Origin of the sequence: Nitratidesulfovibrio sp. D1 (assembly GCF_051133415.1) — a bacterium.
GTDB lineage: Bacteria > Desulfobacterota > Desulfovibrionia > Desulfovibrionales > Desulfovibrionaceae > Cupidesulfovibrio.
Map to the genome: position 1 here is coordinate 294,970 of NZ_JBPGNZ010000003.1, position 22,436 is coordinate 317,405.

Genomic DNA, 22,436 nt, shown 5'->3' on the forward strand with positions numbered 1-22,436 from the left:
TTAACCCGGCGGGTTAGTTCGAACCGAAGCCTACTGCACCCCCATTTTTTTGTATAGTGGGGTGTTTTGGAAAAGCCAGTCCTTAACCCGTTAGGGGGTGGAATACCGGGCTATTTTTTCCGGTTTTCCGGCCTTGGCCCCGCCCCGCGCGAGCCTGGGTTTTCGTCTTTTCACAGGCCCCGCGCCGGGCAATCCGCACGGGGTGCGGGGTTGGCGGGCAGCCCCCCGGGGCGGCGCCATCCGTGGTGGCGATTGCCCCTGATTCCGGCGTGATGGGCTGTGGAGGCCATGCTGTGGAAAAACATGCGCCGCCGGGGGTGCGGCGGCGCCGTGCACAGCGGGGCAGGGAGGGTGGGGACGCATGGACGGTGGAAAAACCTCGTGCGTTCCCGCACGCGGGTCACGCGGTCCGGCCTGATTCGGCCCAACTCGGTCCGGTCCGGCCCGGTCCGGCCCGATCGGGCAAAACGGGCGGCGCTACTCGAAGCAGAACTCCACGGTGAAGTCGCCGTGGGGCGTGCCGAAGGGAATGGCGATGATGGGCGCCTTGGTGACGTGGCTGATGGTGTGCCCGTCGCCCATGATCACCGAGGGGGTGGCCCCCTGGAAGGTCATGCCCATCTCGGCGAGACCGGCGCGGGCCTGGCCGGAGATCATGTTGGTCACCTCGCCCACGGCGTCCTTGATGTCCTGCACGATGTCCTGGATGTCGTCGCCCAGCATGGCCTTGACCAGGGCGATGGCGCACTTCTTGGTGAAGGTCACCGAGATGGTGCCGTTCTTGTACCCGGTGATGCCGATGACGGCCGACACGTCGCCCTTGGCCACGTTGTTCTTCTTCACGTAGGGCGCGCCGGCCGCGGGGGTGATGCCCGCCATGGTGGACAGCACGTTGATGGTGGCCGCGACGAAGGGCTTTGCGACTTCGATGCCGCTGCTCATGGTATGGCTCCTTGACGGTAGGGCGCGCGCGCCGCGATCTGGCGGGATGGGGCGGGGCGGTGGCGGCGCATTGCACAACCTACTGGAAACGGCCGGGGGCCGTCCAGTGCCAAGGCGCGCGTTTCACGCATGAGGCCGGGAAACGCCGCTCCCGTTGCGGGGAGGAGACGATGCTTGTCGCGTCGCGTCGTGGCGCATGCGCGGGCCATGCGCCATGGTGATGCTGAAGGGCGATGCTGAATGGGCGGTGGAGGGGGGAAACGGGGCCGTGGCCCCTAGTGCAGGACGCGGGCCTCGGCCTCGGCGCGGGCGGCGTCCAGATTGCCCGCAATGGCGGCGTACACGCGGTGCCGGGTGCCCACCCTGGTTTCCAGGTGGGCCAGGGCGGCCGAGAAATGGGCCACGGCGTCGTCGATGCGCCCGCGCAGGCGGCAGACCAGCCCCAGGTTGTTGCGGATCTTGGCTTCGAAACCGGTGAGCCCCAAGGCCATGGCCTGGCGCAGGGCCTGCGAGAGCAGGAAGTCCGCGTTGGCGAGGTTGCCTTCCGAAAGGGCCTGCATGCCCTGCCTGTTCAAGGCGCCGATCCGGCTTGCTGCGCACATGGGTGGTGTCCTTGTCGTGGGAGTGTGAAGCGGTGCGTGGCGGGCGTGCCGGTACGTGTCACTACGCATCCGGTCGCATCCGATCGCATCGGGGCGCGTCCGGTCGCATCCGGCCGCGTTCGGCCGTCACGGCTGACGCCGCCGCAGGGCCCCGGCCGGGATGCGCCGGGCGGTCGCATCCGCGTGCTTCGCGGGTGAGTGCCGGGGCTCCGCGGCGGTGGCGTCGTCGTGCTCGAAAATCAGTTGGTGGTCTCCAGGGCCTGGCGCAGCGTGGAAACGCCGCAGCTGTGCAGCATCTGCACGGGAATGCTGTTGGCCTTGGCGTGCTGCACCACCTCGCGCTTGGCAGCATGCGAGATCTTGTTGGTGAACACGATGACCAGATCCGCCCGGCCGAGCTTGTCGGCGATGCGGTTCTCCTTGCCCGTGAACACCTTCAGGTCCACGCCGCTGGCGAGGGCGGCATTGATGTAGTCGCGCTTCAGTCTGTCCATTCCGCCAATGAGTGCTGCGCACATGGGAGGCTCCTTCCGACGAGTCTCGCGTCGTTTTGTCCTGTTTAATGAAAACGATTTTCATTGTCAATGACAGGGCGAGATTTTTCCGCCTCCTTTTCGGGGCCGGAACGGGTTTCCATGCGGTTTCGGCATGATGGGCAGGGGCAGGGCGCATGCGGGCCGCGCCTCCCGGCAAGGAGGCGCGGCCCGCACGGAATGGGCCGGAACTGGTCGGACGGGGGGCGGCCGCCGGAATGCACGCGACGGGCGGCGCCACGGGGCGGAAACGGGCGCGGGGCTATTCCTCGCGCCACTCGATACATTCCACCGGGCAGGTGGTAATGGCGTCCTCCACGCATTCGGCGGTGGTATTCGGGTCGATGACCTCCGCGTATTCGCCCGCGCTGGACATTCTGAACGCCTCGGGGCAAAGTTCGACGCACGATTCGCACGCCATGCATTCGTCCTGGTCGAGGTAGAGATATTTCGCCATGGTGGCCTCCTTGGGCTGTTTGCCCCATGGTATAGCATGGCCGGAGCGTCGAGCACAACGGGCGGGGCGCGCGGCGTCCCTCGCAGCGGAGGCAACCCGGTGTCACCCAAAGGCGACGCGCGCCAGGCGCGCGAATACCTGGCGCGAGCCAAGGCGTACTTTCACAGGCACGACGTGCCCCGCGCCCTGGCGGCCACGGCCGCGGGCGTGCAGCCCCTGGCGGACGGGGGCATCGTCGGGCGCGACCTGACCGAACTGCACGGCGCGCTGCGCGAGATGGTGCAGATGCTTTCGCGCGACGAGGACGTGAAGGCGCGGGCCACGGCCATCTCGCCGCGTGGCCTGGTCTTCGAGAAAGGGGCTGAGAAGCAGCTGCTGGCCATGCTGGCCCGCATCCTGCGGTCCATGCGCGACGAGCAGGAGCAGGAAACCTACGAGCAGGCCATCGCCCGCAAGCAGCAGCTGGACAGGCTGCTGCTGCACGGCAGGCGGCTGCTGGAACACAGGAAGGTGGCCGAGGCCGACGAGGCGTTCACCGAGGCCACGGGCTTCTACCGCAACGAGCACCGGCTGTTCCTGCTCATGGGCAGGGCCATGCTGGACGCGGGCGAACCCAAGCGTGCCCTGCGCCACCTGCGCAAGGCCATGGAAGTGGACCCGGACAAGGAACAGGCCAGACTGGCGCACGACACGGCGCTGGCCCGCAGCAAGGGCGAGCCCGACCCGGCCTGAACTGGACGGAACTGGGCCGAACTAGACGGAACTGGGCGCGACGACGGGCATTCGTCAGGCACGACGCCCTCATGTACGCAGGATGACCCGCGTGCATGAGGGCGTCGTGCCGTCGTGGTTCCGGAAAAGGGAGCCCCGCGTGTGCGGCGTGGGGATGGGCGGGCGCCGGGCCTACAGGTCCAGCAGGCGGGCCACCCGTTCCGGATCCAGCGAGCGGTGCGCGTCGCCGGACGGGGCGGACAGCATGTCCATCACCGCGTTGTACGCCTGACCGGCCTCGGCTGCGTCGGCGGCCCGGCCCCCCTGGGTGGCGGACTGGACGGCTTGGCCGACGTGCCCGACGTGACCGGCTTGACCATCGGGGGCGTCCAGCGTGGAGCGCTTGGCTTCGGTGGCCTCGCGGGCGCGGGCCAGCAGCGCGTCGATGCGCGAGAAGGAATCCTGCGAAATGGTGGTGATGCCCGTGGTCATGGCGGCCTCCTGGAAGTTTTTTCCGTATGTCCGTCTCGTTCTGCAAGGGCCGTGCAAACGGGGAGCGGCACCGGCGGCACCAGCGGGCCTGGCCGACCGTTGCGATCCGGACCGCTTTGAGGTAGGCGAAGCGGCGCGCCACGGTTGCGTTTCCGCCCGAACAGGCTACACTTGCGCCCATGTATGGCGTGCCCGTGCCCGGCGAGGGCCGCCATACGCCAGAGGCGCCATCCCCAACACACCGGAAGCGGCATGACCCAGCATTTCCTGCTGTTCGACATCGGCAACACCAACGTCAAGATCGGCATCGCGGTGGAAACCGCCATGCTGACCTCGTACGTGCTGCCCACCGACCCCGGCCAGACGGCCGACTCCATCGGCCTGCGCCTGCTGGAGGTGCTGCGCCACGCCGGGCTGGACCCGGCGGACGTCTCTGCCTGCGTGGCCAGTTCGGTGGTGCCGAGCTTCGATCCGCTGGCCCGCCGCGCCTGCGAACGCTACCTGTCCCGCAGGCTGCTGTTCGCCCCCGGCGACATCGCCATCCCGCTGGAAAACCGCTACGAGCGCCCGGCGGAAGTGGGGGCCGACCGGCTGGTGGCCGCCTGGGCAGCCCGGCGGCTGTACCCCGGCCCCAGGTCGCTGGTATCCGTGGATTTCGGCACGGCCACCACGTTTGACTGCGTGGAGGGCGGGGCGTATCTTGGTGGTTTGATCTGTCCCGGCGTGCTGTCGTCCGCCGGGGCGTTGTCGTCGCGCACGGCCAAGCTGCCGCGCATCAGCCTGGAGGTGGAAGAGGATTCGCCGGTCATCGGCCGGTCCACCGCCACCAGCCTGAACCACGGCTTCATTTTCGGCTTCGCCGCCATGACCGAGGGCGTGCTGGCCCGCCTTGGCGGCGTGCTGCCCGGCCCCGTCGAGGTGGTGGCCACGGGCGGGTTCGCCCGGGACATCGCGCGGGTGAGCCGCTGTTTCGACCACGTCAAGCCCGACCTTCTGCTGGAGGGCCTGCGGTTGCTGTATCTGGAACGTGAAGGGCGGTAGCGACAAGAGGCCGCAAGGCTTCCGACGCTCCGCATTCGGTTTTGACTTCCGACGCTCCGCGTCAGGTGACGTTTCGACGCTCCGCGTCCGGCATCGACATTCCGACCGAAACCCGACGAACATGAAAGGACCAAGGAGATGCAGATGAGCACCATCGTATCCGTCTGGGCGAGGGAAATCCTTGACTCCCGCGGGAACCCCACCGTCGAGGTGGAAGTCTCCCTGGAATCGGGCCACACCGGCCGCGCCGCCGTGCCTTCCGGCGCCTCCACCGGCACCCGCGAGGCGCTGGAAATGCGCGACGGCGACAAGGGCCGCTACAAGGGCAAGGGCGTGGAAAAGGCCGTGGACCACGTGATGGGCGAAATCGCCGAAGCCGTGGTGGGGCTGGATTCCCTGCGCCAGGTGCAGGTGGACAACACCCTTCTGGACCTGGACGGCACCGACAACAAGTCGCGCCTGGGGGCCAACGCCATGCTGGGCGTTTCGCTGGCCACCGCGCGCGCCGCATCCAGCTTTCTGGGCCTGCCGCTGTACCAGTACCTGGGCGGCGTGAACGCCAAGGTGCTGCCCGTGCCGCTGATGAACATCATCAACGGCGGCGCGCACGCGCCCAACAATCTGGATATCCAGGAATTCATGATCATGCCCATCGGCGCGGCCACCTTCCGCGACGCGCTGCGCATGGGCGCGGAAACCTTCCATACCCTGAAGGCGCTGCTGGCCGCCGACGGCCACGTGACCAGCGTGGGCGACGAGGGCGGCTTCGCCCCCAACCTGAAGAACCACGACGAGGCCTTCCGCTACATCATGAAGGCCATCGAGGAGGCGGGCTACATTCCCGGTTCCGAGATTGCGCTGGCCATCGACGCCGCCGCGTCCGAATTCTACAAGGACGGCAAGTACGTGCTGGCGGGCGAGAACAAGAGCCTGTCCAATTCCGAGATGGTGGAATGGCTGGGCGAGTTCACCGCGCGCTACCCGCTGATCTCCATCGAGGACGGCCTGGCCGAGGCCGACTGGGACGGCTGGCGCGAACTGACCTACAAGCTGGGCGACACCATCCAGCTGGTGGGCGACGACATTTTCGTGACCAACCCGGACATCCTGGCCGAGGGCATCGACGAGGGCGTGGCCAACTCCATCCTTATCAAGCTGAACCAGATCGGCACGCTGACCGAGACCCTGGACACCATCGAGATGGCCAAGCAGGCCGCGTACACCACGGTGATCTCGCACCGTTCGGGCGAGACCGAGGATCATTTCATCTCGGATCTGGCCGTGGGCCTGAACGCCGGGCAGATCAAGACCGGCTCGCTGTGCCGCAGCGACCGGCTGGCCAAGTACAACCAACTGCTGCGCATTGAGGAAGACCTGGACGACACGGGCATCTACTTCGGGCCCATGATGAGCGCGCATTTCGGCTTCGAGGAAGAAGGCGAGGACTAGCGCGCGGTTGCGCGATGACGGGGAGGGAGCCTGCGGGGCTCCCTCCCTTTTGCTTTCGGGCGCGGGAAGAAAGGTGGGAGAAGGGAAAAGGCGGGGGAAAGGTTGTGCCTGCTCCCAATGCCGGAACTACGCGGCGAAACCCGCCATTCGGGCGCTGGCGGCGTTAGGTTCCGTTTTCCCTCGGTCACGTACCGAAGGGCGCGCTGCGGTCGCCATCCGTAATGCCCGCAAGCGCGCATAACGGCTGCCGCACGCTCCCTTCGGGAAAACGTCCCCTTCCTTGCCAGCTCCCAAAGATCGTAGTTTCACCCGTTTTCCCGGCACCAGCCATCCGCGCGGAAGACCGCGCGGAGTATAGGGAAGAAAGGCAGCCCGGCAGATGAAAAAAAGCCGGAGGCAGGAAAAACGCCGATTGCAGGGTGGCCGGAGTACCGGTGACCCTGGAGGACCGGCAGGAAATTTCAGCGTTATCCCATCCCCTGAAAAGGGGGTCCGGGGGAGCATGCTCCCCCGGCGGGGCACGGGGCGGAGCCCCGGCTCAAAAAAGCTGCCCGCTCTCCTGCAAAAGGACAGGGCGGCGGTAATGGCGGATGCGACCGGGACGCGATGACGGTGCCGGGCAGCGGAATCGGACAGGCGGCGCGCACGCGCGCCGGATTTCGGGAGGTTGGACATATGATGCTGCTCGACGGCAAGGCGACGGCTGCGGCCATTCGCGCGGAGCTGAAGGAAGAGGTGGCGGCGGGGCTTGCGGCGGCGGGCCGCGCGCCGGGGCTGGCGGTTATTCTGGTGGGCGACGACCCGGCCTCGCAGGTGTACGTGCGCAACAAGGAGCGCGGCTGCGACGAGGCGGGCATCCGGTCCGAGGCGTTCCGCCTGCCCGCGGACACCACGCAGGAAGCGCTGGAAGCGCTCATCGACGAACTGAACGGGCGGGCGGACATCGACGGCATCCTGCTGCAACTGCCGCTGCCCAAGGGGCTGAACAGCCAGCGCTGCCTGGAGCGCATCAGCCCGAAAAAGGACGTGGACGGCTTCCACCCCGAGAACATGGGGCGTCTGGCGCTGGGGCTGCCGGGCTTCCGGCCGTGCACCCCGGCGGGGGTGATGACCCTGCTGGAGCGCTACGATCTTTCGCCCGCCGGGAAGAAGGCCGTGGTGGTGGGGCGCAGCAACATCGTGGGCAAGCCGCTGGCGCTGATGCTGGGCGCGCCCGGCAAGTACGCCAACGCCACGGTGACGGTGTGCCATTCCGGCACGCCGGACCTTGCCGAGGAATGCCGCCGGGCGGACTTCCTGTTCGTGGCGGCGGGGCGGCCGTGCCTGGTCACTTCGGACATGGTCAAGCCCGGCGCGGTGGTGGTGGACGTGGGCATTCACCGCACCGACGAAGGGCTGGTGGGCGACTGCCAGTACGACGACATCAGCTGCATCGCTTCGGCCATGACCCCGGTGCCCGGCGGCGTGGGCCCCATGACCATCGCCCAACTGCTCGTCAACACCGTGATTTCGTGGAAGGCCCGCACCGGCATCGCCGGGTAGCGGGCGGATATCGACGGATTTCAGGGCCGCGCGGCACATGCCGCGCGGCCCTGTTGCGTCATGTCGGGTGCCGGGGGATGTCATGCCCGCGTGGCGGCGGGGTTGCCGCACGTGTCGCCCCGGCATGGCCCGGCCATGGGCAGGTTCTGCCGCCCGGTGGAGTTGTTGCGGGACATCCGTCTTTACATTCCGCAAGGTTGCTTCGCGCCGCCTTGCACTGGCACGGCTCGTGCTTTGCGACCCCTCAGGGAAGAATCTTCCCCGGCCCCGCGCGCCCGCGCTCCGGCAGGAGCGGCGGCACGCGGATGGGCCGGGGCACTTCGCGCCCGAGGAGACACGCATGTTACGCGCCCTCTATTCCGGTGCCTCCGGCATGAAGACCCTGTCGCAGGGCATGCAGGCGGTCAGCAACAACCTGGCCAACGTCAATACCGTGGGGTTCAAGCAACAGCAGGCGCTGTTCGAGGACCTCATGAGCCAGTACGCGGGCACGGGCAACTCGGCATCCACCTCCATCAGCCAGGTGGGTCTGGGGTCGCGCCTTACGAGCATCCGTACCATGTACGGACAGGGGCCATACGAGTCGGGCACGGACATCACCGACCTGTCCATCAACGGCAAGGGGTTCTTCCAGGTCACCTCCGGCGACAAGATCCACTACACCCGTGCGGGCAACTTCCGGTTCGACAAGGACGGCAACCTGGTGGACCCCAACGGGTTCGTGCTCAACGGGCGGCCCATCCTCGACGGCGTGGAGGGGGCCGCCACCGGCATCAGCCTGCCGCCGGGCGAGAACGGGCGCAACATCATGCCCGCCAAGGCCACCACGTCCATCACGGCCATCAACAACCTGGGCTCGGGCGACAGGTCGTCCGACGCGGCCAACCCGTTCTTTTCGCTGCTGTCCAAGTGGAACGGCGCGGCGGACAGCCCCCTGGGCGATTCGGCCTACTCGTACAAGCAGGCCATCAAGGTCTACGACGCCTCGGGCAACGCCCACGACGTGACCATCTATTTCGACGGGGCCGGAGAGAGCGGCGGCAACAAGTATTTCGAGTTCGTGGTGGGCATGGACCCGGCGCACGACGGCTCGGCCCTGGCCGGGACATCCGGGGCGGGGCTGCTGATGGCCGGCACGCTGACCTTCAATTCATCCGGCCAGCTGGTGAACATGTCGGCCTACACGCCCACGGGCGCCGACGCCACCAACCTCGGCAACTGGGCGCCGGCCTCGTTCGGCGCGGACGGGTTGCCGCAGTTCACCGCCACCTTCGCGGGCGGCGGGGGGGCGCAGGGGGTCGGCCTGGACCTTGGCCTGTCCTCGTCATCCGGGGCGTGGACGGCGGGCGCAGGCAGCCCGGCGGCGGTGGGGTCCGACGCGTCGAACCTGACGGGCATGGCCGGGGCCAGCCTGGCCGCCCTCAGCACCACGGCCTACGGCGGCAGTTCGTCGGAAATCCGGTCCAGGCAGGATGGCTATGGGCAGGGTTTTCTGGCGGGCATCGACATCAATTCGGAGGGCATCATCAGCGGGCGCTACAGCAACGGCCAGAGCGCCGACCTGTACCGCATCACCCTGTACCGCTTCACCAGCGAGGACGGCCTGCGCCGCGAGGGCATGAACCACTTTTCGGCCACGCGGGAGTCCGGAGCGGCGGAAGAGGGCCTGCCCGACACCGAGAACTTCGGCACCGTGGCCGCCAAGACGCTGGAGCAGTCCAACGTGTCCATGGAGCGGGAATTCGTGAACATGATCATCTACCAGCGCGGCTTCCAGACCAACTCCAAGTCGATCATGACGGCGGACGCCATGATCCAGAGGGCGCTGGAACTGAAGCGCATGTAGCCATCAGCAAGCACCGGCATGCGAAAGGCCGTCTCCCGGTTTGGGGGGCGGCCTTTTTGCGTCGGGCGAAGGGGAAGGGGCTACCGCCCTGCGCCGGGCTGCGGCGCGGTCTCGTCCGGTGTGGCGGGGTCCGGCACGGTGGCCCCGCGGCCCTGCGAAAGCAGCACGCCCACCAGCACCAGGCCGGAGGCCGCGTACTGCTGCGGGGCCAGTTCATCGCCCAGCAGCACCCGGCCCATGAGCAGGGTGATCACCGGGATCAGGTTGATGAACGCCGAAGCCTGCCCGGCGGGCAGGCGGCTGACCCCGAAGTTGTACAGCCCGTATGCGCCCAGCGAGATGCACGTGCCCAGATAGACCACGGACAGGGCGGGCAGCAGCGGGAAGGCGTCCGGCAGTTGGGTGGTGGGCAGGAACAGCAGCGGCAGAAAGAACGCGCTGCCCGCCAGCGACTGCACGGCGGTGATGAACAGCGGCGGGTAGGTGGCGGACAGCTTCTTGGCGTTGATGACGTACCCGGTGGCGCTGACCATGGCGCACAGTTCCAGCAGGTTGCCCAGCAGCGGGTTGGGCGCGTTCTCGGAACTGGTCCCGCCCAGACTCAGCCAGACCACCCCCACGATGGCCAGGCCGAAGCCGTACCACACCCGGCGGGCCAGCCGTTCGCCCAGCACGATCCAGGCGGCCACGGCCACGCACAGCGGCATCACCGAAACGATCATGCCCGCCTGCGAGGCCGAGGTGTAGCGCAGGGCGTACGCCTCGAACACGAAGTACAGGCATGGCTCGCACAGGGCCATGGCCCCAAGGCGCTTCCAGTCGCCCTTGCGGTAGCGCACGTGGCGGAAGTTGCGCCACAGGGCCAGGAACACCGCCGAGGAAATGCCCATGCGCCCGAACACCACCACCATGGGGTCGAAGCCTTCCAGGGCCACCTTCATGGCGATGAACGAACTGCTCCACAGCAGCATGGCCAGCAGCAGGGCCAACGTTGCGGAAGAGACGGGCGCGGTGCGGGGTGCGGACATGACGGTTTTTGGCGAAAGGGGTGCATGAGGGACGCCGCGCCGGAAATGCCGGGCGGCGGCGCGCCGCCAGGGCGGAGGAATGGCCGGTGAGCGCACACTATCCGCGCGGTGTCCGGGTGTCCACTGGCGCGGGAAGGAGCGGCGCTCGCTCCGGACGCTGGCGGGGCGGGCGGGACGGGCGCGGGCGCGACGGAACGACGACACCCCGGCGGCAGGTGCCACCGGGGCGTCCGGGATCCGTCATGCGAGGCCGAAAAGGCGGCGTGCGGGTGGGATGCCGTGGCCTACGCCTGCTTGCGGCGCTTTTCCCACAGCTTCATGTCCTTCATCTTCTTGCGGCGCTCACGCTGCAACGACTTGCAGACCAGGGGCATGTCCTTGCGGTAGCCGTACTTGTCCCGGTAGCTGTCGGGCGTGTGGTCGTGCGAGGCAAGGTGCTTGCGGGTCAGGATCTTGAAGGTCTTGCCACATTCCAGGCAGGTGATGGACTTTTCCTTCAGCGCCTTTGCGGCGTCGGGCAGCGGCGCTTCGGGAGCGGCCTGTGCCTCCGCGGGCACGCCTTCGCTGATCTGGCGGACGGCCTGCGCGATCTTCTGCACCATGGAACTGATCTCTTCCTCGGTCATGATGCGGACGCTGGCCTGAGCCTTCACGATGTCGAGGGCCTGCTTGAGATATTCTTCCATTTCGATTCTCCTTTGCGGTGGCGGAGGTGCAACGTCGTCGATGGGGCCACGTCGGCCGGCATCGTCGCACTCCGTATGCGGGAAGCGGTTTCGGATGCTGCATGATCCGCCGTTGATCCGGCAAACATCATGTGCTTCCGCATCCCGCAACGCGCATGGGCACTGCATTACCACCATGCGATGTGTAATTCCATTATTTTCTTGCATGCAACGGGATGCACCTGAACCCGTATGGCAGTAGGAGAAAACGCAACGCCGCTCCCCGGCGCGGCGGGAAAGCGGCGAATGGGTTGCGGAGCCCCCGGGATGGGGAATGCGCGCATGCGGTAATTGCGGGCGGAGAAGGCCGGGGGCATGCGACGCCGCGCGGGGGTACCGTTGCGCGCCCCGGCCGGGCGTCATGCCGGGCCGCGCTCCAGGGTGTCCCAGGCGTTGCGCTTGCTCCGCAGGAAGTCGTCGCCTTCGCCGGGGTACACCCGGCGGTCCGGCGGCGGCGTGGGCGCGGTCACCGGGGGCCAGCGGCCGGGCACGGGGTCCGGCCCTTCCTGGGCGGCAGGGACGGGATGGGTGTCGGTCATGCGCGGGGCGGCGCGCACGTCCACGCCGGGCACCGGCGCGGAAAACTCGATGGCCAAGCCGTTGGGGTCGAAGCTGTACAGCGAGTGGATGAACCCGTGGTCCACCAGTTCCGAGCACCAGAACCCGGCGGCCTCCAGCCTGTCCTTGAGTTCCCACAGGTCGTCGTCCGAGGCCACGCCCACGGAGATGTGGTCGAACACCACGGCCCCGCGCACGGGCGCGCCGTGGTCCTTTTCCTCCACCGGGGTCACGCCGTCCCATTCGAAGAAGGCGATCATGTCCACGGGCGATACCTCGAAGAAGTACTGGCGGTAGCCGGGATGGCCCAGACCGGCCACGATGCGCATGCCGAGCAGGTCGCGCCAGAAGCGCACGGTGGTCTCCATGTCGCCGGTGACCATGGCCAGGTGGTTGAAGCCGGTATAGCGGGGCATTGGTGCTCCTGAGGGGGCTTGGGGGCTGGGAGGGGGCGTCGGGGGGCGTCAGGGGGCGGGCAGAGCGTCCAGCGCGCGCAGTATGATGTCCAGCGGAGGGCGTTTGTTGGTGTCCGCGACGTGAATGTGCCGGATGACGCCCTGCCTGTCGATGGTGAACAGGGCGCGTTCCGCCGTTCCATCGCCGCGCAGCACGCCGTAGGACGCGGCAGCCTTGCCGTGCGGCCAGAAGTCGGACAGCACCGGGAACCACACGCCGCCACCCCCGCCATGCGCGTCGTCATGTCCGTCGTCGTGTCCCCCGCCATGTCCGTCGTCGGGGCCGGGGGCGCGTTCGCCCATCTCGCGGGTCCAGGCGTACAGCGAGGGCAGGTTGTCGGTGGTGATGCCCAGCAGCACCGCGCCGCGCCGCTCGAATTCATCGCGGGCGATGTTGTAGCCCGGCCACTGCCCGGAACAGACCGGGGTGAACGCGGCGGGCACGAACGAGATGACCACGGCGTACCTGCCCCGGAAGTCGGACAGGCGGACCATGCCCGCGCCGGGGCCGTCCTTGGGCGTGTAGGGGCCGGGCAGGGCAGGCAGGACGAAGTCCGGGGCGGGGTCGCCCACGGCCACCTTCAGCACGCTGTCCACCGGCTTGCGGGGGGCTTCCGGGTAGATCAGGTCCCGCAGTCCGGCGGCCTGCGACGGCGCGGCGGCGGGCAGGCCCCACAGAAGGGCCAGCCCCCATAGAAGGGCCAGTGTCAGGAAGGCCGCCGCCAGCAGGCGCGCGGGACGCGGGAGCAGGGCAACGGCGGGCGGGCGGGCCTGCCTGGTTTCCGGGGTTGCCTTGGCCGTGGGATGTTCTGTGGTGCGGAGCATGGCGGCTACCTCGCGCGGGTTCGGCGGGAGGGGGGATGGGGCGGCGCGGGCCACCCGCCGACATCAGTTGGTGCGCCGGGCGATGGCGGAAAGTTCGTCCAGGAAGGCTTGCGGCGAGGTCATGCGGCCGGTGCGCGAGAACAGCGTGGCCGGGGCCGCGCGGTCCTTCAGCGAGACCAGGAAGAAATGCGGCGTGCCGGGCTCGCCCACCTGTTCGTGCACGGCCAGGTCCGGGTCGGCGAACAGGGGGATGGCGACCCCGTAGCGTTCGCGGAACAGGTCCACCTCCATGCGGGTGTTGCCCGCGCCCACCCCGATGACGGTGATGCGGTCCTTCAGGGGCGAGGCGGCCAGCAGTTCGGCCAGGCGGTTCATGTGCGGGGCCTCGCGCTGGCAGTGCGGGCAGTACATGCTGAAGATCTCGATGAGCACCAGCGGGGTCTTGTTCCCGGTGGCCGGGCGGATGCCCGAGAGCTTCCACGGCCCTTGGCCGGAAAGGCCCAGCGCGGCCAGTTGGGCGGGCGTGGCGGCGTTCTCCAGGGGAATGTCCGGGAAGGGCGCGCTGGCCGGTACCGGCTCCGCCAGCGTGGGCGTGGCGCAGGCGGGCAGCAGCGCCAGCAGGGCGGCCAGCAGCAGGGCGCGCAGCAGGGGCATGGGGATGCGGTTCGCGGGCATGGCGGTCTCCGGTGGGTGTGGTGCGTAGTGCCGTACTACATACAGCAGGAATCCGGTTTGCGCAAAGGCGCGCCTCGTTGCGTCCGGTTCCGCACCGGACGCGGGCGGCCGCCGCCATTGGCGTTGCCCGTCCCGGAGTGCTAGTACACCCGGCAGGAGGCGCACATGACCACCCCCCACGGCACCACGCCCGGCGCTGCGTCCGGCCCTGCGTCCGGCGGTCACGCGAGCGCTCGGGCGGCCGCCCCGGCCGACGGCTCCGGCCTTCCGGCCGGACCGCGCACCGACCAGCGCAGGGCCTACCTGTACGGCATCGCCACGGTGGCCATCTGGTCCACGGTGGCCACGGCCTTCAAGCTGGCCCTGCGCCACCTGGACCCGTTGCAGTTGCTGCTGGTGTCCACCGGGGTGTCGCTGGCGGTGCTGGCCGCCATCCTGCTGTACCGCCACGGGGCCGGGGGGCTGGTCCGCGAACTGGCGGCCGCGCCCCGGCGCGACCTGCTGCGGGCCGCGCTGCTGGGCGTGCTGAATCCCTTCGTCTACTACATCGTGCTGTTCAAGGCGTATGCCCTGCTGCCCGCGCAGGTGGCTCAGCCGGTGAACTACACCTGGGCCATCACCCTGACCCTGCTCTCCGTGCCGCTGCTGGGACACCGGGTGACCCGGCGCGAACTGCTGGCCGTGGCCGTGAGCTATGCCGGGGTGGTGGTCATCGCCACGCGGGGCGACGTGGCCGCGTTGGCCGGGGGCAACGTGGCCGGGGTGGCGCTGGCGCTGGCGAGCACGGTGATCTGGGCGCTGTACTGGATCGGCAACGCGCGCAGCCCGCTGGAGCCGGTGCTGGGACTGTTCTGCAACTTCGCCGCCGGGCTGCCGCTGGTGCTGGCGGCCACGTGCATTTTTTCATCGCTGCCGTTCCGGGCGGAACTGCTGCCGGGCCTTGCCGCCGCCGCGTACGTGGGGGCGTTCGAGATGGGCATCGCCTTCGTGTTCTGGCTGAAGGCCATGAAGCTGACGGAGTCGGCGGCGCGCATCGGCAACCTGATCTTCTTTTCGCCGTTCCTCTCGCTGGTGTTCATTGCGCTGCTGCTGGGCGAGCGGATACTGCCCACTACGCTGGCGGGGCTGGTGCTCATCGTGGCGGGCAACCTGCTGCAACGCAGGGGGTAGCGCCGGGGAGAGCGGTGGCGGGAGGCGAGCGGGGGAGGTCGGGCTGCTCTGTAATGCCGGGAATACGGCGCAAAAACAGTCTTTTTCCCGCTGGCGTCGTCAGTCCGCGTTTCGTCTTGGTCGAGTATCCGTATACACTCCCTGCGGCGAAACGCGCCCTTCCTCGCCAGCGGAAAAAACTCTTGTTTTCACGCCGCCTTCCCGGCACCAGCCCCCCGTGCGCCAAGGCCGTGCACGGGGTTGATGGAAGGGGAACAGGACGGGATTGGGAAAATCCCGTTGGCGATGCCGCCTGCCTTTCAGACGAGAGGCAACGACAACGACTCGCGCGTAGAAGCGTATGCCGCCAGGCTTTGACGGCGGCATACGCGTCGCGACGGGGGCGTTGGAAGGGCTCCCGAGTGGCGGGGTGGCGGCGGGAGATTCGCGCACATGCGCATTCCGCCGGGCAGATCACCCGAAGGCGCCCTGGCGCCGAAGGGAAGCTGCCCGGCATGGAATGTGGTGCAGGACGAACTGGGGGGACCAGGACTTCAGCCGTTAGGCGAGCGCAAGGCGCGAGTCTTACGGATGAAGATAGCAGCGCTGGCAGCGCCCCCCGGAGCGCGGGGATGCAAGGGGCCATCGCTCAGCGGCAGCCGTTAGGCGAGCGCGGAGCGCGAGTCTTACGGATGGCGACCGCAGAGCGCGGCCCCTTGCCCGCCGGAGGCATAACGAAATCGGGGGTGAACTGTAACGCTGGACTGCCTTGGTAGAAGCCGCATCCAACAAGGCAGGACACCCCTCTCTTCCCTCTCTTATCCCGCTTTTCACCTTCCCCCAAAAAGTAGACGGGGACGAGAGCTTCCGCCCTCGCCCCCGTCCGGAGACGCCTCTCCATCCCGAAGGACTATGGTGTCCGGAACCGCCCGGCCCCCGGCGCTACCGCTGCGCGCCGAACCTGCGGTCCCAGTCGAAATCCCGTCGCGTGACCACATCCTCCATGCGGCGGATGCGGCCTTCCAGCCGGTCGAATTTTTCCTTCAGCCTGCGCAACGCCTCGCCGCGCGAGGACACGTAGCTGCCGTAGAAGTCACGTTCGCCCGCGTCGGCCGGTTGCAGCACCGGGCGCGGCTTCATGACCAGCCCGGCCAGCACGTACAGCCCCACCACGGGCCAGAACCCGGTGAACAGGGCCGCGGCGACGAACAGCACGCGCACCCAGAATACCGACATTCCGAAATGCTGCGCAAGCCCCTTGCAAACACCCATCAGCTTGCCGTCGCGGGCGCGGTACAGGGTGCGCGGCCCCTGGTCGCGCCAGGCGTCCCGCCCGCCGCACAGTCCGTCGCGGTCGTGGCCGGTGGAGCAATGCCGTCCGCTCCGCCCCCGTCCGGAACGCCTGTCGAACCTGTCTTCGTGGCGATCCATGGTCATTCCCTCCCCTGGCCGCGCGGGGCATCCCGCCCGGCGCGCCCCGCCGAACCATCGGGATCGAGCAGCAGCGTTTCCAGCGCCTCCACCCGTTCCTCCATGCGGCCCAGCGCCCGGTACATCTCCTGGATCATCCGGGCCTCGTCGTCGTGCGCCGGGGTGGCGCCCTCGCGGGTGCGCAGCAGGCGGTACAGGATGGCCAGCAACAGCACGGCCACCAGCGCGGGCAGCACCATGAACCAGAACATCATGACCGGCCCCAGTTGCGCCATGACGGCGAAGAGTTCCTCGAACATGTACGGCTCATGCATGCGTGGCCTCGAACTGTAGGGCCGTCGCGCGCCGGGACGTGACCCGTGGCGCGGGCGGCGGGGTGGCATGCCCGGATGCGGATGCGGGCGCGAAGGGCGCGGCGGCATCCGGGACGGCGCGCGCCCGGTTCCGGAAAGGGCGATGCCGTACGGGCATCCAGTCTAGCCTCTGCAACCGGCGGGCGCAAGGCGGTTACTCCGCTGCGCCGGAAACTTCACCGTCGCGCGGGGCGGCATGGGCCTTGCGCTCGCCCACGCGGGCGCGCAGGGCGGCCAGTTCGCGCTCCAGTTCATCGCGCGTTTCCAGGTCCGCGAAGGCCGCGTCCAGTCCGTTGGGACCGCCACGGTTGCCGGAGGGCACGCGCACGGCGTCCGCCTCGGCTTCCATGTGCTCCACGCGGCGCTCCAATTCCTCGAACCGGTGCATCACCTCCAGCGAGGCGGCGCGGCGCACGTCCTCGCGGGCCTGACGGCGCACCCGGGCGTGCACGTGGCGCTGCACCAGCATGCGCTGCTTCTCGCGCGCGGCCGCCAGCTTTTCGTCCAGCACGTCCATGTCGCCCTGGGTGCGGGCCACCAGCGCGTCGATCTCGTCCAGTTCGCGGCGCAGGGCGTCGGCGCGCTCGTTCTCGCGGCGGCGCTCCAGCAGCGCTTCGCGCGCCAGGTCTTCGCGCCCGGCCGTCACGGCCAGTTCGGCCCGGCGGTCCCAGCGTTCCACCTGGTCCTGCACGCCGTCCAGCTCGCGGCGCACCCGGCGCGCCTCGGCCATGCTGGAGGCGCACCCGGCCTTCAGTTCCACCAGCGTTTCCTCCATCTCGCGGATCATCAGCCGGACCAGCTTTTCCGGGTCCTCGGCCTTGTCCAGCATGGCGCTGATGTTGGAACTGACGATGTCCTTGAATCGCGAAAAGATACCCATGATCGCCTCCTGCGGTGCGCTGTGCGTTGGTGCGGCGGGAAAAGCAGCAACCGTGCCAGCCGGTCCGCAGGAGGCAACCACGGGCAATCACTGGGAATGACCTCAACATGCCGGGCGATGCACATCGCCCGCAAAATGCATTTACACCAATTAGTGGCGAAAATCACCAAAATATGGTTGAATTCTCCATGCACGATCGCATGCACGCCGCCGCCGCGTCGCCCGCGCTGGCCGAGGCCATCGGCCAGTCGGACGCCTTCCTCGCCTTTCAGGAGGCGCTTTCGCGCGTGGCGCGCGTGGACCGGCCCGTGCTGCTGGTGGGCGAGCGGGGCACCGGCAAGGAACTGGCCGCGGCGCGGCTGCACTATCTTTCCCCGCGCTGGCAGGGGCCGCTGGTGGTTCTGGACTGCGCGGCGCTGGCCCCCACCCTGGCCGAGGCCGAACTGTTCGGCCACGAGGCCGGGGCCTTCACCGGGGCCGGGGCGCGCCGGGCCGGGCGCTTCGAGCGGGCCGACGGCGGCACGCTGTTCCTGGACGAGGTGGGCAACATCCCCGCCGGGGTGCAGGACAAGCTGCTGCGGGTGGTGGAATACGGCATGCTGGAACGGGTGGGCGGCGCGCAACCGGTACGGGTGGACGTGCGCGTGGTGGCCGCCACCAACGCCGATCTGCCCGCCATGGTGGCGGAGGGGCGCTTTCGCGCCGACCTGCTGGACCGCCTGAGCTTCGAGGTGGTGTCCGTGCCGCCCCTGCGCGAGCGCGGCGACGACGTGGTCCTGCTGGCCCGCCACTTCGCGGCCAGCATGGCGGCGGAACTGGACCTGCCGGATACGCCGGACCTGGCCTCCGCCGCACTGGCCCAACTGTTGGCCCACCCCTGGCCGGGCAACGTGCGCGAGTTGCGCAACGCGGTGGAACGGGCCGTGGCCCGGCTGGATGACGGCGCCGTGTGGCCGGACGATGGCCGGTCCACCGGCCGCGCCCCGCGCATCGAGCATTTCGACCTTGATCCTTTCGCGTCGCCGTGGCGGCAGGGACCGGCAGTCCCCCGTCCCGCCCCGGCCGCGCCGCCCCCACCCTCCACGGGGGCCATGGCGGACGGTGCCGGGCCAAGGCGCGGACCCGGCACCGTACCGCCCGATGACACGGACCACGATGTGGTGCCCGGCGTCCCCCTGCCCGAGGCCGTGCGCCGGCTGGAGCTTGCCGCCCTGCGCGCCGCCCTGGCCCGCGCCCGGCACAACCGCCGGGTGGCCGCGGAACTGCTGGGCATCTCGTACGACCAGTTGCGCGGGTTGTATCGCCGTCACCGGCAGGATATGGAATCGTAACCAGCCATCGCCCGCCGCATCGCGCGCACACCGTCAGCACCAAGAGGCACGCCATGTCCCATCCCGATACATCCGCCAGCGTCACCACCCGCAACATCTACCTCGAAACCCTGCCCATAGCCGAGGCCGTGGACCGCGCCCGCGCCGCGCTGGACCGCGCCGCCCTGGTCCACGCGGAAACCGTGGGCTCGCACGAGGCCGCCGGGCGGGTGCTGTCCGAGGCGGTGTACGCGCGCTATTCCTCGCCCACCATGCACAGCGCGGCCATGGACGGCATCGCCGTGCGCGCCGCCGACACCTTTGCCGCGCGCGAAGGGCACCCCGTGGCCCTGCGCCGGGGCGTGACCTATCATCCCGTCAATACCGGGCACCCCATGCCCGAAGGGTGCGACGCGGTGGTGATGATCGAGCACGTGGCCCAACTGGACGCGGACACCGTGGAGATCGAGGCTCCGGCCTTCCCGTGGCAGCACGTGCGGCGCATCGGCGAGGACATCGTGGCCACCGAACTGCTGTTCCCGCGCAACCACCGGCTGGCCGCCTGCGACGTGGGCGCGCTGCTGTCCGGCGGCATCTGGGAGGTGAAGGTGTGGGAGCGGGTGCGCATGCGCATCATCCCCACCGGCGACGAAGTGCTGGACTTCACCACCCGGCCGGAACCGGGCGCGGGGCAGGTGGTGGAATCCAACTCGCAGGTGCTGGCGGCCATGGCCCGCGACATGGGCTGCGTGGTGGAGCGCATCCCCCCCGTGCCGGACAACCCCGACGCCCTGCGCGCGGCCTTGGCCCGCAGCCTTGACGACGGCATGCACGTCACCGTGCTGTGCGCGGGCTCGTCGGCGGGCAGCAAGGACTTCACCCGGCAGGTCATCGCGGCGGAGGGCCGGGTGCTGGTGCACGGCATCCAGGCCATGCCCGGCAAACCCTCGCTGCTGGGGGAATGTCGCGGGCGGCTGGTGGTGGGCGCGCCCGGCTACCCGGTGAGCGCCGTGGTCTGCTTCGACGAACTGGTGGCCCCGCTGGTGGCGTGGATGGGCCGCACCGTGCCCGCCGACCGTCCGTCCGCCGAGGTGCACCTGACGCGCAAGGTGCCCTCGAAGCTGGGGGTGGAGGAATTCGTGCGCCTGGCCGTGGGCCGCGTGGGCGACCGTCTGGTGGGCACGCCGCTGGGGCGCGGCGCGGGCAACATCACCACGCTTTCGCGGGCGCAGGCCGTGGCCCGCGTGCCCGCCCTGTCCGAGGGCGCCACCGAGCACGATGTGCTGCGCGCCCGGCTGACCGTGCCCGAGGCGGTGCTGGACTCCATCCTGGTCTGCGTGGGCAGTCACGACAACACCCTGGACCTGCTGGCCGATGAACTGATGGGCGGCGAGCGGCCGTTCCGGCTCATCTCCACCCACGTGGGCAGCATGGGCGGCATCACCGCGCTGCGCGGCGGCTCGTGCCACTTCGCGGGGGCGCACCTGTTCGACCCGGAAACGGGCGACTTCAACTTTCCCTTCCTGGACAAGTACCTGCCCGACATGGAGACGCGGGTGGTGAACCTGGCCATCCGGCATCAAGGGCTCATCGTGGCGGCGGGTAATCCGAAGAACATCCGGGGGGTGGAGGACCTTGCCCGCTCCGACGTGCGGTTCATCAACCGCCAGCGCGGCGCGGGCACGCGCATCCTGCTCGACTGGCACCTGGGGCAGGCGGGCATCGCGCCTTCGCTGGTGCAGGGCTACGACAAGGAGGAGTTCACCCACATGGCCGTGGCCGTGAACGTGCTGACCGGCGCGGCGGACTGCGGCCTTGGCATCCACGCCGCCGCGCGGGCGCTGGGGCTGGATTTCGTGCCGCTGGCGCGTGAGCGGTACGACGTGGTGATTCCCGCCGGGCACATGGACGATGCCCGGGTGCAGGCCATGCTGGCGCTGCTGCGGGACGAGCGGTTTCTGAAGCGGATAGAAGGGATGGGCGGGTACGAGACGACGTTGTCGGGCAGGGTGATGGAGAAGGGGATGGGGTTGGAGGGGTAAGGGGAAAACTGTCTTCGTAGGGGCGCACTCGACAAGGCGCGACACATCCCCCTCCCGCTTCGACTCCCTTTGGGAAAAACAGGCGCGCCGCCGTTGCAACACCCGCAACGACGGCACGCCATTCTTTTCTCAAGCCGGGCTATGGGCGCATTCCGCGCTAGACGCGCTCCGCCACCAGGTTCCCCATGCTCACGGTGCCCACCAGGGTCTTCCCTTCCTCCATGATGTCGCCGGTGCGGTAGCCTTCGCGCAGCACGCCGCTGACGGCCTGCTCGATGGCGACAGCCTCCTTTTCCAAGGCGAAGGCGTGGCGCAGCATCATGGCGATGGACAAAATGGTGGCCACGGGGTTGGCCTTGTTCTGCCCGGCGATGTCCGGGGCGGAACCGTGGATGGGCTCGAAGATGCCGGGGCCGCCCGCGCCCAGCGACGCCGAGGGCAGCATGCCGATGGACCCGGTGATCACCGCCGCCTCGTCGGACAGGATGTCGCCGAACAGGTTTTCGGTGACGATGACGTCAAACTGGGCGGGCCAGCGCACCAGCTGCATGGCCGCGTTGTCCACGTACATGTGGGTCAGTTCCACGTCGGGGTAGTCCTTGGCCACCTCCACGACCACGGCGCGCCACAGGCGCGACACGGCCAGCACGTTGGCCTTGTCCACCGAGCAGACCTTCTTGTTGCGCTTGCGGGCCGCCTCGAAGGCCACGCGGGCGATGCGGCGCACTTCCTCTTCATTGTAGATCATGGTGTTGTAGCTGGTGCGCAGGCCGTCGCGCAGTTCTTCCTCGCACACCGGCTCGCCGAAGTAGACGCCGCCGGTCAGCTCGCGCACCACCATCACGTCCAGGCCCTGCGCGGCGATGTCGGCGCGCAGCAGGCAGGCCCCGGCCAGTTCGGGCAGCAGGGTGGCCGGGCGCAGGTTGGCGAACAGCCCCAGCGCCTTGCGGATGCCCAGCAGCCCCTTTTCCGGGCGGATGGCGGTGGGCAGCGTATCCCACTTGGGGCCGCCCACCGCGCCCAGCAGCACGGCGTCGGCGGCCTTGCAGGCGGCCACGGTTTCGTCCGGCAGGGGACCGCCCGTGGCGTCGATGGCCGCGCCGCCGATGAGCGCGTTGGTGTAGCTGACGGTGTGGCCGAATTTTTTCGCCACCTTGTCCAATACCTTCACGGCCTGTTCCACGATTTCCGGGCCGATGCCGTCGCCCGGCATCAGGCAGATCTTCATGTCCATCTGGATATCCCTTCTCGATGACCGATGCGCGCTATGGGTGATGCGGCGGCGGATTGTACGGCCCGCCGCCGGAATGGTCAGGATTGGCGTCTCTCGCTTCCGCCTTTTTTCCCTCGCGCCTGCAAAACCGGCATTCGAGGGATTTTGTTCTCTGGC

General features: G+C 68.9%; 22 protein-coding genes. 8 read left to right on the forward strand and 14 right to left on the reverse strand.

Annotated elements, in window-relative coordinates; translation table 11 throughout:
* Nucleotides 1–477: 477 nt before the first annotated feature.
* The 4 genes from ACR4XJ_RS06925 to ACR4XJ_RS06940 all read right to left on the reverse strand — a co-directional run bounded on the left by ACR4XJ_RS06925 (nt 478) and on the right by ACR4XJ_RS06940 (nt 2,534).
* Nucleotides 478–942: a chemotaxis protein CheX gene (locus tag ACR4XJ_RS06925; protein ID WP_434754533.1), complete on the reverse strand. Its 465-nt coding sequence runs from the start codon at nt 940–942 to the stop codon at nt 478–480.
* Between the two features lie 275 nt (nt 943–1,217).
* Nucleotides 1,218–1,544 carry a tetratricopeptide repeat protein gene (locus ACR4XJ_RS06930; RefSeq protein ID WP_434754534.1) on the reverse strand — a complete coding sequence of 109 codons (327 nt, stop codon included), beginning with the start codon at nt 1,542–1,544 and terminating at the stop codon, nt 1,218–1,220.
* A 239-nt stretch (nt 1,545–1,783) separates the two neighbouring features.
* Nucleotides 1,784–2,062: a DUF2325 domain-containing protein gene (locus ACR4XJ_RS06935; RefSeq protein WP_434754535.1), complete on the reverse strand. Its 279-nt coding sequence runs from the start codon at nt 2,060–2,062 to the stop codon at nt 1,784–1,786.
* 277 nt (nt 2,063–2,339) lie between these two features.
* On the reverse strand, nt 2,340–2,534 hold the full coding sequence (locus tag ACR4XJ_RS06940; protein WP_434754536.1) for a ferredoxin: 195 nt from the start codon (nt 2,532–2,534) through the stop codon (nt 2,340–2,342).
* 99 nt (nt 2,535–2,633) lie between these two features.
* On the opposite strand from ACR4XJ_RS06940, the gene ACR4XJ_RS06945 reads away from it, so the two are divergent.
* The gene (locus ACR4XJ_RS06945) at nt 2,634–3,266 is read left to right on the forward strand and encodes a hypothetical protein (protein ID WP_434754537.1); all 633 of its coding nucleotides are present in this window, start codon (nt 2,634–2,636) and stop codon (nt 3,264–3,266) included.
* A gap of 171 nt (nt 3,267–3,437) precedes the next feature.
* Here the strand turns inward: ACR4XJ_RS06945 and ACR4XJ_RS06950 are convergent, their stop codons facing one another.
* Nucleotides 3,438–3,737 (reverse strand): hypothetical protein, encoded by a 300-nt coding sequence (locus ACR4XJ_RS06950; RefSeq protein ID WP_434754538.1) that lies wholly within the window; start codon nt 3,735–3,737, stop codon nt 3,438–3,440.
* Nucleotides 3,738–3,989: 252 nt separating this feature from the next.
* Here ACR4XJ_RS06950 and ACR4XJ_RS06955 point away from each other — a divergent pair, with 252 nt between their 5' ends.
* The 4 genes from ACR4XJ_RS06955 (at nt 3,990) to ACR4XJ_RS06970 (ending at nt 9,615) form a co-directional block, all read left to right on the forward strand.
* On the forward strand, nt 3,990–4,778 hold the full coding sequence (locus tag ACR4XJ_RS06955; protein WP_434754539.1) for a type III pantothenate kinase: 789 nt from the start codon (nt 3,990–3,992) through the stop codon (nt 4,776–4,778).
* 144 nt (nt 4,779–4,922) lie between these two features.
* On the forward strand, nt 4,923–6,227 hold the full coding sequence (gene eno / locus ACR4XJ_RS06960; protein ID WP_434754540.1) for a phosphopyruvate hydratase: 1,305 nt from the start codon (nt 4,923–4,925) through the stop codon (nt 6,225–6,227).
* A 675-nt stretch (nt 6,228–6,902) separates the two neighbouring features.
* Nucleotides 6,903–7,769 (forward strand): bifunctional methylenetetrahydrofolate dehydrogenase/methenyltetrahydrofolate cyclohydrolase FolD, encoded by an 867-nt coding sequence (gene folD / locus ACR4XJ_RS06965; RefSeq protein WP_434754541.1) that lies wholly within the window; start codon nt 6,903–6,905, stop codon nt 7,767–7,769.
* 340 nt (nt 7,770–8,109) lie between these two features.
* Nucleotides 8,110–9,615, forward strand: a complete 1,506-nt coding sequence (locus tag ACR4XJ_RS06970; protein WP_434754542.1) for a flagellar hook protein FlgE — start codon at nt 8,110–8,112, stop codon at nt 9,613–9,615.
* Nucleotides 9,616–9,695: 80 nt separating this feature from the next.
* On the opposite strand, the gene ACR4XJ_RS06975 is transcribed toward ACR4XJ_RS06970, so the two are convergent.
* The 5 genes from ACR4XJ_RS06975 to ACR4XJ_RS06995 all read right to left on the reverse strand — a co-directional run bounded on the left by ACR4XJ_RS06975 (nt 9,696) and on the right by ACR4XJ_RS06995 (nt 13,881).
* Nucleotides 9,696–10,643 carry a DMT family transporter gene (locus ACR4XJ_RS06975; protein WP_434754543.1) on the reverse strand — a complete coding sequence of 316 codons (948 nt, stop codon included), beginning with the start codon at nt 10,641–10,643 and terminating at the stop codon, nt 9,696–9,698.
* A 284-nt stretch (nt 10,644–10,927) separates the two neighbouring features.
* Nucleotides 10,928–11,329 (reverse strand): MucR family transcriptional regulator, encoded by a 402-nt coding sequence (locus ACR4XJ_RS06980; RefSeq protein WP_434754544.1) that lies wholly within the window; start codon nt 11,327–11,329, stop codon nt 10,928–10,930.
* Nucleotides 11,330–11,727: 398 nt separating this feature from the next.
* Nucleotides 11,728–12,342, reverse strand: coding sequence for a VOC family protein (locus ACR4XJ_RS06985; RefSeq protein ID WP_434754545.1), 615 nt, complete (start codon nt 12,340–12,342; stop codon nt 11,728–11,730).
* A 48-nt stretch (nt 12,343–12,390) separates the two neighbouring features.
* Nucleotides 12,391–13,206 carry a redoxin domain-containing protein gene (locus tag ACR4XJ_RS06990; RefSeq protein WP_434754546.1) on the reverse strand — a complete coding sequence of 272 codons (816 nt, stop codon included), beginning with the start codon at nt 13,204–13,206 and terminating at the stop codon, nt 12,391–12,393.
* Between the two features lie 63 nt (nt 13,207–13,269).
* Nucleotides 13,270–13,881, reverse strand: a complete 612-nt coding sequence (locus tag ACR4XJ_RS06995; RefSeq protein WP_434754547.1) for a TlpA disulfide reductase family protein — start codon at nt 13,879–13,881, stop codon at nt 13,270–13,272.
* 165 nt (nt 13,882–14,046) lie between these two features.
* On the opposite strand from ACR4XJ_RS06995, the gene ACR4XJ_RS07000 reads away from it, so the two are divergent.
* A complete protein-coding gene (locus ACR4XJ_RS07000; RefSeq protein ID WP_434754548.1) occupies nt 14,047–15,051 on the forward strand; it encodes a DMT family transporter in 1,005 nt (334 codons plus the stop codon).
* Nucleotides 15,052–15,972: 921 nt separating this feature from the next.
* Here ACR4XJ_RS07000 and pspC read toward each other — a convergent pair.
* The 3 genes from pspC to pspA all read right to left on the reverse strand — a co-directional run bounded on the left by pspC (nt 15,973) and on the right by pspA (nt 17,694).
* Nucleotides 15,973–16,467 (reverse strand): envelope stress response membrane protein PspC, encoded by a 495-nt coding sequence (pspC, locus tag ACR4XJ_RS07005; protein ID WP_434754549.1) that lies wholly within the window; start codon nt 16,465–16,467, stop codon nt 15,973–15,975.
* The gene (gene pspB, locus ACR4XJ_RS07010; protein WP_434754550.1) at nt 16,464–16,760 is read right to left on the reverse strand and encodes an envelope stress response membrane protein PspB; all 297 of its coding nucleotides are present in this window, start codon (nt 16,758–16,760) and stop codon (nt 16,464–16,466) included. The genes pspC and pspB overlap by 4 nt, the downstream gene beginning before the upstream one ends.
* Nucleotides 16,761–16,968: 208 nt before the next feature.
* Nucleotides 16,969–17,694, reverse strand: a complete 726-nt coding sequence (gene pspA, locus ACR4XJ_RS07015; protein ID WP_434754551.1) for a phage shock protein PspA — start codon at nt 17,692–17,694, stop codon at nt 16,969–16,971.
* A gap of 188 nt (nt 17,695–17,882) precedes the next feature.
* Between pspA and pspF the strand changes: the two genes are divergently transcribed.
* On the forward strand, nt 17,883–19,025 hold the full coding sequence (gene pspF / locus ACR4XJ_RS07020) for a phage shock protein operon transcriptional activator (RefSeq protein WP_434754552.1): 1,143 nt from the start codon (nt 17,883–17,885) through the stop codon (nt 19,023–19,025).
* Nucleotides 19,026–19,078: 53 nt separating this feature from the next.
* Entirely contained in the window at nt 19,079–21,046 is a 1,968-nt protein-coding gene (locus ACR4XJ_RS07025; RefSeq protein ID WP_434754553.1) for a molybdopterin biosynthesis protein, read from the forward strand.
* A 157-nt stretch (nt 21,047–21,203) separates the two neighbouring features.
* Here the strand turns inward: ACR4XJ_RS07025 and leuB are convergent, their stop codons facing one another.
* On the reverse strand, nt 21,204–22,280 hold the full coding sequence (leuB, locus tag ACR4XJ_RS07030; protein ID WP_434754554.1) for a 3-isopropylmalate dehydrogenase: 1,077 nt from the start codon (nt 22,278–22,280) through the stop codon (nt 21,204–21,206).
* Between the last annotated feature and the right edge of the window lie 156 nt (nt 22,281–22,436).

Excerpts from the sequence above, each read along its gene's own strand:
- ACR4XJ_RS06925 (WP_434754533.1), bottom strand. The coding sequence starts at position 942 with ATGAGCAGCGGCATCGAAGTCGCAAAGCCCTTCGTCGCGGCCACCATC.
- ACR4XJ_RS06930 (WP_434754534.1), bottom strand. The coding sequence starts at position 1,544 with ATGTGCGCAGCAAGCCGGATCGGCGCCTTGAACAGGCAGGGCATGCAG.
- ACR4XJ_RS06935 (WP_434754535.1), bottom strand. The coding sequence starts at position 2,062 with ATGTGCGCAGCACTCATTGGCGGAATGGACAGACTGAAGCGCGACTAC.
- ACR4XJ_RS06940 (WP_434754536.1), bottom strand. The coding sequence starts at position 2,534 with ATGGCGAAATATCTCTACCTCGACCAGGACGAATGCATGGCGTGCGAA.
- ACR4XJ_RS06950 (WP_434754538.1), bottom strand. The coding sequence starts at position 3,737 with ATGACCACGGGCATCACCACCATTTCGCAGGATTCCTTCTCGCGCATC.
- ACR4XJ_RS06955 (WP_434754539.1), top strand. The coding sequence starts at position 3,990 with ATGACCCAGCATTTCCTGCTGTTCGACATCGGCAACACCAACGTCAAG.
- eno (WP_434754540.1), top strand. The coding sequence starts at position 4,923 with ATGAGCACCATCGTATCCGTCTGGGCGAGGGAAATCCTTGACTCCCGC.
- folD (WP_434754541.1), top strand. The coding sequence starts at position 6,903 with ATGATGCTGCTCGACGGCAAGGCGACGGCTGCGGCCATTCGCGCGGAG.
- ACR4XJ_RS06970 (WP_434754542.1), top strand. The coding sequence starts at position 8,110 with ATGTTACGCGCCCTCTATTCCGGTGCCTCCGGCATGAAGACCCTGTCG.
- ACR4XJ_RS06975 (WP_434754543.1), bottom strand. The coding sequence starts at position 10,643 with ATGTCCGCACCCCGCACCGCGCCCGTCTCTTCCGCAACGTTGGCCCTG.
- ACR4XJ_RS06980 (WP_434754544.1), bottom strand. The coding sequence starts at position 11,329 with ATGGAAGAATATCTCAAGCAGGCCCTCGACATCGTGAAGGCTCAGGCC.
- ACR4XJ_RS06985 (WP_434754545.1), bottom strand. The coding sequence starts at position 12,342 with ATGCCCCGCTATACCGGCTTCAACCACCTGGCCATGGTCACCGGCGAC.
- ACR4XJ_RS06990 (WP_434754546.1), bottom strand. The coding sequence starts at position 13,206 with ATGCTCCGCACCACAGAACATCCCACGGCCAAGGCAACCCCGGAAACC.
- ACR4XJ_RS06995 (WP_434754547.1), bottom strand. The coding sequence starts at position 13,881 with ATGCCCGCGAACCGCATCCCCATGCCCCTGCTGCGCGCCCTGCTGCTG.
- ACR4XJ_RS07000 (WP_434754548.1), top strand. The coding sequence starts at position 14,047 with ATGACCACCCCCCACGGCACCACGCCCGGCGCTGCGTCCGGCCCTGCG.
- pspC (WP_434754549.1), bottom strand. The coding sequence starts at position 16,467 with ATGACCATGGATCGCCACGAAGACAGGTTCGACAGGCGTTCCGGACGG.
- pspB (WP_434754550.1), bottom strand. The coding sequence starts at position 16,760 with ATGTTCGAGGAACTCTTCGCCGTCATGGCGCAACTGGGGCCGGTCATG.
- pspA (WP_434754551.1), bottom strand. The coding sequence starts at position 17,694 with ATGGGTATCTTTTCGCGATTCAAGGACATCGTCAGTTCCAACATCAGC.
- pspF (WP_434754552.1), top strand. The coding sequence starts at position 17,883 with ATGCACGATCGCATGCACGCCGCCGCCGCGTCGCCCGCGCTGGCCGAG.
- ACR4XJ_RS07025 (WP_434754553.1), top strand. The coding sequence starts at position 19,079 with ATGTCCCATCCCGATACATCCGCCAGCGTCACCACCCGCAACATCTAC.
- leuB (WP_434754554.1), bottom strand. The coding sequence starts at position 22,280 with ATGGACATGAAGATCTGCCTGATGCCGGGCGACGGCATCGGCCCGGAA.